The following is a 9735-nucleotide window of genomic DNA, read 5'->3' as shown; positions in this document are numbered from 1 at the left end:
GCCGAGGACCGCGCCGTGGGTGCCCGGCTGCCGCGACCGGCCTTCGAGGCCATCCGCGCCGGGCTCGCCCTCGGGCCCGTGCTGGTGCAGACGCCGCGGGCCGGCTACGCGCCGGCGCTGGCCTGCGAGCGGTGCCGCACCCCGGCCCGGTGCGGTCGGTGCGCAGGCCCGCTGGTGCTGCCCGGACCCACCCGGCCGCCGACCTGTCGCTGGTGCGGCACGGCCGACGAGCACTGGGCATGCCGCGAGTGCGGGCACCGCGGCCTCCGGGCCCCTGTCCGCGGGGAGGCACGCACCGCCGAGGAGCTCGGCCGGACGTTCCCCGGCACGACCGTGCGCAGCTCCAGCGGCGACCGGGTGCTGGCCCGGGTGGGGGAGCGCGCCGACATCGTCGTCGCGACCGTGGGAGCCGAGCCGGTCGCCGACACGGGGTATGCCGCCGTGGTGCTGCTCGACACGTGGCTGACCCTGGCCCGCGACGACATGCGTGTCCAGGAGGAGGCCGTCCGCCGCTGGATGGCTGCCGGCGGGCTGGTGCGCCCGGGTGGCCACGTGGTCGCCGTGGGCGATCCCGGGCACCCTGCGCTCCAGGCGCTGGTGCGGTGGGACCCTGCCGGGTTCGCCGAGCGCGAGCTCGTCGAGCGGGGGGAGGCGCACCTGCCGCCGACGGCCCGCATCGCCACCATCACCGGCGAGCCGGGGGCCCTCGACGACGCCGTGACGCTGCTCGACCTGCCCGAGCCCGCCGAGGTGCTCGGGCCGGTGCCGGTCTCCGCCGACGAGCAGCGCGTGGTGGTCCGGGTGCCCCTGGCCCACGGCGCCCGTCTCTCCGCGGCGCTGGGGGAGCTCCAGCGGGTCCGGTCGGCGCGCAAGCTCRACGCCGTCCGCATTCAGGTCGACCCGCCCAGCATCTGAGCGACCCGGATCCCGTGCCTGCCTCCCACGTCCAGGGCAGGTCCGGCGCTCCCTAGACTGGGGCCGCACCCCAGACCCAGGAGCTCGAGCACCCCATGGCAGTCCAGCCGATCCGCCTCTTCGGCGACCCGATCCTGCGCCGGCGCGCGATCGAGGTCGACGACTTCGACAAGGAGGTCCGCCAGCTTGTCACGGACCTCACCGACACCATGCTCGCGGCGCCCGGAGCGGGGCTGGCGGCCCCGCAGATCGGGGTGGGGCTGCGCGTCTTCACCTGGAACGTCGAGGACGAGGTGGGTCACCTGATCAACCCGTCCCTCGAGCTGAGCGACGAGACCCAGGACGGTGCCGAGGGCTGCCTGTCCCTGCCCGAGCTCACCTACGACTGCCTGCGGGCGCTCTCGGTCATCGCCACCGGCTTCGACATGCACGGGGAGCCGGTGCGGATCGAGGCCTCGGAGTACCTCGCCCGCGCGATGCAGCACGAGACCGACCACCTCGACGGGATCCTCTTCATCGACAAGCTGGACACGGCGGCCCGCAAGGCCGCGATGAAGGAGATCCGCGAGTCCGAGTGGTTCGGCCTCGAGAAGCCGATGGTCCGGACGAGCCCCCACGCCACCCGTGGACTGGGGTTCTGATGCGCATCGTCTTCGCCGGCACCCCCGAGGTCGCCGTCCCGGCACTCGACGCGCTGCACGGCTCCGCCCACGAGGTGGTGGGCGTCGTCACCCGTCCCGACGCTCCGTCGGGTCGGGGGCGCAGGCTCGTCGCCAGCCCGGTCGCCCTGCGTGCCGAGGAGCTCGGCCTGCCTGTCCTCAAGCCCGAGCACCCGCGCGAGGCGGAGTTCCAGGCTGCCCTGCGTGAGCTGCGGCCGGACGCCTGCCCCGTCGTCGCGTACGGCGCCCTGCTCCCGCAGTCGGCGCTCGACATCCCCGAGCACGGCTGGATCAACCTGCACTTCTCGATCCTTCCCGCCTGGCGCGGGGCGGCGCCGGTCCAGCACTCGATCTGGGCGGGAGACGAGATGACCGGGGCGACGACCTTCCGGATCGTCAAGGAGCTCGACGCCGGACCGACGTACGGCGTGATGACCGAACGCATCCGCCCGACCGACACCGCGGGCGACCTGCTCGACCGGCTCGCCGAGGGCGGCGCCACCCTGCTGGTCCGGACCCTCGACGGCATCGAGGACGGGTCGCTGGAGGCTCGCGAGCAGCCCGCGGACGGCCTCAGCCTGGCCCCCAAGATCCTCGTCGACGACGCCCGCATCGACTGGACCGACCCGGCCATCGGCATCGACCGGCAGGTGCGCGCCTGCACCCCCGGCCCGGGTGCATGGACCACGTGGGAGGGCGAGCGGTTCAAGGTCGGGCGCGTCACCGTGGCCCGCGACCGCGCCCGGCTCGAGCCGGGCGTCCTCGAGGTCACCAAGAACGCCGTGCACGTCGGCACCGCCACCGACCCCGTCGAGCTGGGCGAGGTCAAGGCGTTCGGCAAGAAGCAGATGCGGGCCGCCGACTGGGCCCGGGGCGTCTCCGTGCCCGAGGGCGCGCGGCTCGCCTGACACACCCAGGGGTGGGGTGCGTCACGTTTCAACGACTGGGGCGCTAACCTGCGCTGAAGCCCATCGTCTCGGAGGTCCCCCCTGTGGCTGTTCTCGAAATCCTCGACCGTCGTCACACCGTGGCGCCGCGCTCGTACAACCGCTGGCTCATCCCGCCCGCCGCGCTGGCGGTGCACCTGTGCATCGGCCAGGTGTACGCGACCAGCGTCTACAAGAACTCCCTCATCGCGCACTTCGACGCCTCGCAGACCGCGATCGGCTTCGTGTTCTCGATCGCCATCGTCATGCTCGGCGTCAGTGCCGCGGTGTTCGGCACGTGGGTGGAGAAGGTCGGCCCGCGCCGGGCGATGTTCACCGCCGCGTGCTGCTGGTCGGCCGGCTTCCTCGTGGGCTCGCTGGGCATCGCGTCGGGCCAGCTGTGGCTGCTCTACCTCGGGTACGGCGTCATCGGCGGCGTGGGGCTGGGCATCGGCTACATCTCGCCCGTCTCCACCCTGATCAAGTGGTTCCCGGACCGGCCGGGCCTGGCCACCGGCATGGCGATCATGGGCTTCGGCGGCGGCGCGATGGTCGCGGCGCCCCTCTCGCGCCAGCTGCTCTCCTTCTACGACCCGGCGTACGACTCCACCGATGCGGCCTCGCTGGCCGACGGGCACGCGCTGACGTTCCTGTTCGTCACCCTCGGCGTCGTCTACTTCGCGATCATGATGCTCGGCGTCGCCAACATCCGCGTCCCGGCACCGGGGTGGCGTCCCGACGGCTTCGACCCGTCCACCGTCGCGCAGAAGCCGCTGGTCACCCAGGACAACGTGTCGGCCGCCAACGCGGTCCGCACGCCGCAGTTCTGGCTGCTGTGGACGGTGCTGTTCTGCAACGTGACCGCAGGCATCGGCATCCTCGAGCAGGCCAGCCCGATGATCCAGGACTTCTTCCGCGAGGGAGGCGACTCGAGCGTGACCGTCGCCGCCGCCGGTGGCTTCGTGGGCCTGCTGTCGCTGTTCAACATGGCCGGTCGCTTCGTGTGGTCCAGCACCTCGGACTACATCGGCCGCAAGCCCATCTACATGCTCTACCTGGGCATGGGCATCGTCCTGTACGTCGCCCTGGCCCTCGTCGGCTCGACGTCCACCGCCCTGTTCGTGCTCATCGCCGCCATCATCATCTCGTTCTACGGCGGCGGCTTCGCCACCATCCCGGCGTACCTGCGCGACCTCTTCGGCGTCTTCCAGGTCGGCGCCATCCACGGCCGCCTGCTGACCGCCTGGTCGGCGGCGGGTGTGGCGGGACCGCTCATCGTCAACGGCTTCCTCGACTCGGCGGGTGGCGCGGGATCGCTGGACTCCGACTCCTACCGCCCTGCCCTCTTCACGATGGTGGCGATCCTCGGGGTCGGCTTCGTGGCCAACCTCCTCGTCCGGCCGGTGGCCGCGAAGTTCCACGAGGACATGTCCGCGCACGAGTCCGAGGCCGGGACCGAGCACGAGGCAGCCCCGGTCGAGCAGGACGAGACCGGCAGCGCGGGCAACAGCACCGTCCGCCTGGTGCTGTCGTGGGGCGTCGTCGGGCTCCTGCTCGCGTACGGCGTGTTCCAGACCGTCACGACCGCACTGAAGCTCTTCTCCTGAGCGTGCGGACCCGCTGATTCTGGCCGGGTCCCGCCGTGGTGACGTACCGTCGGGCGCCATGACCTCCCCCCTGGTTGCCCGAACCCGTCCCCGGCGGGCCCGTGCCGCGGCGCTCGCCGCCACGGTCCTCGCCACGATGCTGTCCCCGGTGCTCACCTCCACGAGCGCGTCGGCGGACCATGCCGGCGCTGAGCCCGGCCCCGTCCACGCCGGCAACACCTACGGCTGGTGGAACAAGGGCATCGTGTGGCGCGAGGAGTTCGAGACGCCGTACTCCGGCCCGACCGGCCCGCAGTGGCAGGCCTCCGGGCAGGGGCAGGTCGTCCACCAGAACGGCATGCTGACCCTCAACACCACCGGCCAGGGCAGCCTCAGCGCCACCCTCGGCTTCGAAGGCGCCGAGGTGGGCCGCTGGGAGACGCGCCTCCGCAGTCGGCAGTACGGCCGCGGCGGTGCCCGCTTCCGGGTGGTCACCGAGCTCGTGCCGGCCGGGGACCGTGACCAGCACTGCGGTGCTCAGTCCATCGCCCTGGAGAGCTACCGGATCGGCACCAGCAAGGCCAACCTGTATGCCCGCAGCCTCCCGAACGTCGCCTGGAAGGGCGCGCACGCGGGCATGGACCTCGGTCGCGACCGCTGGCACACGTACGCCGTGGAGGTCACCCGGGACCGCATCTCGTGGTTCGTCGACGCGCACGTCGTCCAGACGGAGCGTCGACCGGAGATCTGGTCGGGGGTGCCGCTGGTCCCGCGGTTCACGATGGAGGCCAAGGACGGCAGGGCGATGAACGTCAGCCGGATGCAGATGGACTGGATCCGGCACTGGAGCCTCGAGGCTCCCAACGAGCTCCCCGTCGACGCCCCGCCCACCCGCCAGGGCACCTACGGGAAGGCCTGCTGAGCGCCGTCGCGGGCACGACTACGCTGACCCGCGTGAGCAGGAAGGCGCGTCCGACGGACATCGACGAGATCTGCGCCGCGCTGCCCGAGACCGAGCTGGGCACGTCGTGGGGCGACCGACCCACCTGGAAGGTCCCGCGCGGGCCGAAGGGCAAGGGATTCTGCCTGTACCGGATGCCGCACAAGACCGCCGTGGACCCCGAGACGGGGGAGATGTACGACGACCTGGTCGTCATCATCACCCCCGACGAGGCCGACAAGGCGGCGCTGGTCGAGGACGGGTCGAACCCGTTCTTCACCATCGACCACTTCCGCGGCTACAACGCCGTGCTCGTGCAGCAGTCGCGACTGGGGGAGATCACGCGCGACGAGCTGGCCGAGGTGATCACCGACGCCTGGGCCCACCGGGCCCCGAAGCGACTGGTCCGCGAGTTCTTCGATGGCTGAGCGCCGGCCGCCCCGGGGCGCCCGGATCGACCCGTCCCGGCTCGCCGCGCTCGAGGTGCTCAAGGCCGTCCGGGTCGACGACGCCTACGCCAACCTGGCCCTTCCGAAGGTCCTGGCCGAGCACGGACTGACCGGTCGTGACGCCGCCTTCACCACCGAGCTGGTCTCCGGCACCATCCGGCTCCAAGGGACGTACGACGCGATCATCGACGCCTGCCTGACCAAGCCACGCCTCGAGGCCAAGGTGCGCGACGTGCTCCGTCTCGGCGCCCACCAGCTGCTGTCGATGCGGGTGCCGGACCACGCGGCCATCAGCTCGTCGGTGGAGCTGGCCCGCGCCCGGATCGGGGTCGGCCCGGTGGGGCTCGTCAACGCCGTGCTGCGCAAGGTGGCGGCCCACGACCTCGACGGGTGGATCCGCCGAGTCGCGCCCGACCCCGGGACGGACCCCTTCGGCTATGCGTCCGTCGCGCACTCCCACCCCCGCTGGGTGGTCGAGGAGCTGGCCGACTCGCTGGCCTCCGCGGTCCAGCTGGAGGCCCTGCTCGCCGCCGACAACGCCCCACCGCGCGTCATGCTCGTCGCCCGGCCGGGGCTGGCGACCGTGGAGGAGCTGGTCGAGGCCGGCGGGACGGCCAGCACGATGTCGCCGTACGCCGTGGAGCTGCCCGGCGGCGACCCCGCCGCCGTCCCCGCCGTGGCGCAGGGCCGCGCCGGCGTGCAGGACGAGGGGTCGCAGCTCGTGGCCCTGGCGCTGGCCGACGCCGAGCTCGAGGGCAGGGACGAGCGGTGGCTCGACGTCTGCGCCGGGCCGGGAGGCAAGTCGGCCCTGCTCGCCGCCCTCGCCGCCCAGCGGGGCGCGATGGTGCTGGCCAACGAGCGACAGCACCACCGGGCGCGCCTGGTCGTCCGCGGCGCCGAGGCGGCCTCCGCGGGCCTCCTCGGCGTGGTCACCGGCGACGGCACCCGACCGCCCTGGCGCGACGCGACCTTCGACCGGGTGCTCGTCGACGCCCCGTGCTCGGGGCTGGGGGCGCTGCGCCGTCGGCCGGAGTCACGGTGGCGTCGCTCCCCGGCCGACCTCGACGCGCTGGTCCCGCTCCAGCGCGCCCTGCTCGACCATGCCCTGGACGCGGTGCGACCCGGGGGCGTGGTGGTCTACGCGACCTGCTCGCCCGTCCTGGCGGAGACCACCGAGGTGGTCGACGCGGTGGTCGGGGCCCGGAGCGACGCGTCCGTCGTCACGACCCGGCAGCTGTGGCCGCACCGCGACGGCACCGACGCGATGTTCATCGCCACGTTGCGCCGCGGTTGACGCCGGACCCCCAAAAGGAGGGATGGGGAGTGGTTGCCTGTTCCCACGTGACCATCGGTCATGGATGATGGGGCCCGTCGGCCGCCTGGTCGACGGGGGACGGAAAGAGCGCGCAGTGCGACGGAGTGCAGGAGCAGTGGCCCTGGCCACGCTCGCGAGCCTGCTGGTGGGTCACGCCCCGGCAGCGAGTGCCGACGGCTCGACCGTCCGCAGCGGACCCGGCAGTGCCGCCGACGGCATGTTCCTCACCTACGTCGGGTGCGACTCGTTCTTCGGTGCCGCCTCGGCGCCCGGCACCCGTGTCAACCTCGGGCCCGGCGCCGCGCCCATGGGTCGCCGCAGCTTCGGCCTGGTCCCGACCCGGGCCGGCACTGCCTCCGGCCCCTACGTCCCCTTCCTCTCGCTGGCGGGCGCGGACGCCTCCGTGGCCGTGACCGCGACCGCGGGCACCAGCGGCGCGTCGTACATCTGGATCTCGGCGCCGGACGCCCCGGCCGGCCACGCCTGGCTGGGTCGCGCCTCGGTGAGCGTCCCCGGCGGCGGCTGGCACACGGTCGCCACCGACACGCTCCGCTACGACTGGCAGCTCGTCGACCTCGCGACCGGCGCATCGACCCAGGGCGCCGCAGCCACGCCGGCCGAGTTCGTGGACGCGCACGGTGACGGCACCGGCTACGTCGTGACCGGCTTCGGGTGCGACGGCCACGCCTTCAACATCGACGCCGTGCGCGGCGCCGGCCAGAGCTGGGACTTCGAGGGCATCACCCTCGACACGGCGATCACCGCCTCCGCCCCGCAGGTCCCCGCCGGCCAGGACGTCGTCGTCAGTGGCCACGTCACCGACGCGGTCGGCCGGGTCACCGGCGACCCGGTGGTCCTCCAGGCCCGCACCCCCGGGCAGGGGGACTGGCGCACCGTCTCCGACCTCACCGTGGTCGGTCCCGACGGCTGGTCGCGCCGGACCGTGACGGTCACCGAGGACACCGAGTACCGCTGGTTGCGGCCCGAGGGGGAGTACGCCGATGCCGGCGCCAGCGCGTCGGTGGTCGTCCACGCCACCCCTGCTCCCACCGCCACCCCGGAGCCGTCGGCACCCGCACCGTCCTCGTCCGGGCCGTCCTCGCCCGCACCGGCCGGTCCCGGTCGCTAGGCCGGGCCGCGTGGCCCCGACCGGCACGAGCGCCAGCATCGAGATCGACGTGGGTCCCCACGTCGTGCGCGTCAGCAACCCCGACCGCGTCTACTTCCCTCCCACTGGATCGGCACCGTCCGGGGCCACGAAGCGGGACCTGGTCGACTACTACCTCGCCGTGGGGCCGGGGATCGTCAACGCGCTGCGTGAGCGCCCGTGCATGCTGCACCGCTTCCCCAAGGGGCTCGCCGGCGACAAGGTGCACCAGAAGCGGCTACCGGCCGGGGCGCCGCCGTGGGTCGAGACGGTGCGGCTGCACTTCCCGCGCTGGAACCGCACGGCCGACGAGCTGTGCGTCACCGAGCTGGCGAGCGTCATCTGGGCGGTGCAGATGTCCACCGTCGAGTTCCACCCGTGGAACAGCCGCCGSGSCGACACSGAGMRSCCCGACGAGTGGCGCATCGACCTCGACCCCGGTCCGGAGTGCGAGTGGGAGACGGTGCAGCGCGTCGCCGGGATCACCCACGAGGTGCTCGACGAGCTCGGTGCGGTCGGCTTCCCCAAGACCAGCGGCGGCTCCGGGATGCACGTCTACGTCCGGATCCCGCCCGACCACGGCTTCGGCGACGTACGCCGCGCGGCCCTGGCCTTCGCCCGCGAGGTGGAGCGCCGCTCGTCCGGTGAGGTGACCACGGCGTGGTGGCGCAAGGACCGCGAGCCCGACCAGCTGTTCGTCGACTACAACCAGAACGCCCGCGACCACACGATCGCGGCGGCGTACTCGGTGCGCGGCGTGCCGACGGCGCGGGTCTCGGCGCCGGTGCGCTGGGACGAGGTCGACGCCTGCGAGCCCGAGGACTTCACGATCTTCACCATGCCGGAGCGCTTCGCCTCGTTTGGCGACCTGCACGGCGACATCGACGACCACGTCTTCGACATCGCGCCGCTGCTGGAGTGGGCCGACCGCGACGAGGCGCGCGGCGCCGAGCCGCCGGTCGATCCCGAGGACTGAGCCGGGCCTAGACTCACCGCCCGTGGGTATCCAGATCACGCCGAGCATCCTCAACGCCGACTTCTCCCGCCTGGGCGAGGAGGTGGGTCGCATCGCCAGCGCCGACTGGGTGCACGTCGACGTGATGGACAACCACTTCGTGCCCAACCTGACGTTCGGTCCCACCATGGTCGAGGCGCTCAGCCGGGCCACGGACATCCCGCTCGATGCGCACCTGATGATCGAGGACTGCGACACCCACGCCCCGGCGTACGTCGAGGCAGGTGCCTCGAGCGTCACGTTCCACGTCGAGGCGACGAAGGCTCCGATCCGGCTCGCCCGCGAGATCCGGGCCAAGGGCGCCCGCGCCAGCATGGCCCTGCGGCCGGCGACGCCGATCGAGCCGTACGAGGCGCTGCTGCCGGAGCTGGACATGCTCCTGGTGATGACCGTCGAGCCCGGCTTCGGGGGCCAGAAGTTCCTCGACCTGTGCCTGCCCAAGATCCGCACCGCCCGGGCCATGATGCGCAAGCACGGCGTCGAGACCTGGCTCCAGGTCGACGGGGGAGTGTCGCTGGAGACCATCGAGCGCTGCGCCGAGGCCGGCGCCGACGTCTTCGTCGCGGGCTCGGCCGTCTACTCCGCCGACGACCCCGACGCGATGGTCCGCGAGCTCAAGGCGTCGGCCGAGGCTGCCGCGTCCTGAGCACGACGGTCCGGGGGCGTCAACGCGCCCGGACCTCCCGGAAGGTCCTCGCGTCGTCGGTCGACACGTAGAGCCGGCTGTCCCACGTCCTGACCCACGAGACGTCCTGCCGTGCTTCGAGGGCGACGAGCGGGGAC

The 9735-nt window shown here is 73.0% G+C and carries 9 protein-coding genes and 1 pseudogene; all 10 read left to right on the top strand.

The window, feature by feature from the left end; translation table 11 throughout:
• Nucleotides 1-915: pseudogene (locus tag AC1DQF_RS19950) on the top strand (primosome assembly protein PriA); the annotation flags it as partial.
• Nucleotides 916-1010: 95 nt separating this feature from the next.
• Nucleotides 1011-1556 carry a peptide deformylase gene (gene def / locus AC1DQF_RS19945; protein ID WP_477526971.1) on the top strand — a complete coding sequence of 182 codons (546 nt, stop codon included), beginning with the start codon at nucleotides 1011-1013 and terminating at the stop codon, nucleotides 1554-1556.
• On the top strand, nucleotides 1556-2482 hold the full coding sequence (gene fmt / locus AC1DQF_RS19940; protein WP_477526970.1) for a methionyl-tRNA formyltransferase: 927 nt from the start codon (nucleotides 1556-1558) through the stop codon (nucleotides 2480-2482). Before def ends, fmt begins: the two co-directional genes overlap by 1 nt.
• Nucleotides 2483-2565: 83 nt before the next feature.
• Entirely contained in the window at nucleotides 2566-4107 is a 1542-nt protein-coding gene (locus AC1DQF_RS19935) for an OFA family MFS transporter (RefSeq protein ID WP_477526969.1), read from the top strand.
• 58 nt (nucleotides 4108-4165) lie between these two features.
• Nucleotides 4166-5008, top strand: a complete 843-nt coding sequence (locus tag AC1DQF_RS19930; protein ID WP_477526968.1) for a LamG domain-containing protein — start codon at nucleotides 4166-4168, stop codon at nucleotides 5006-5008.
• A 32-nt stretch (nucleotides 5009-5040) separates the two neighbouring features.
• Nucleotides 5041-5454 (top strand): MmcQ/YjbR family DNA-binding protein, encoded by a 414-nt coding sequence (locus AC1DQF_RS19925; RefSeq protein ID WP_477526967.1) that lies wholly within the window; start codon nucleotides 5041-5043, stop codon nucleotides 5452-5454.
• Entirely contained in the window at nucleotides 5447-6769 is a 1323-nt protein-coding gene (locus AC1DQF_RS19920; protein WP_477526966.1) for a transcription antitermination factor NusB, read from the top strand. Before AC1DQF_RS19925 ends, AC1DQF_RS19920 begins: the two co-directional genes overlap by 8 nt.
• 115 nt (nucleotides 6770-6884) lie before the next feature.
• Nucleotides 6885-7919 (top strand): hypothetical protein, encoded by a 1035-nt coding sequence (locus AC1DQF_RS19915; protein ID WP_477526965.1) that lies wholly within the window; start codon nucleotides 6885-6887, stop codon nucleotides 7917-7919.
• A gap of 10 nt (nucleotides 7920-7929) precedes the next feature.
• The gene (locus tag AC1DQF_RS19910) at nucleotides 7930-8913 is read left to right on the top strand and encodes a DNA polymerase domain-containing protein (protein WP_477526964.1); all 984 of its coding nucleotides are present in this window, start codon (nucleotides 7930-7932) and stop codon (nucleotides 8911-8913) included.
• A gap of 22 nt (nucleotides 8914-8935) precedes the next feature.
• Entirely contained in the window at nucleotides 8936-9598 is a 663-nt protein-coding gene (gene rpe / locus AC1DQF_RS19905; protein ID WP_477526963.1) for a ribulose-phosphate 3-epimerase, read from the top strand.
• Nucleotides 9599-9735: the final 137 nt, after the last annotated feature.

Source organism: Nocardioides sp. P4_G4, from assembly GCF_056401085.1.
This window is presented reverse-complemented; position numbering and strand designations above follow the sequence as displayed.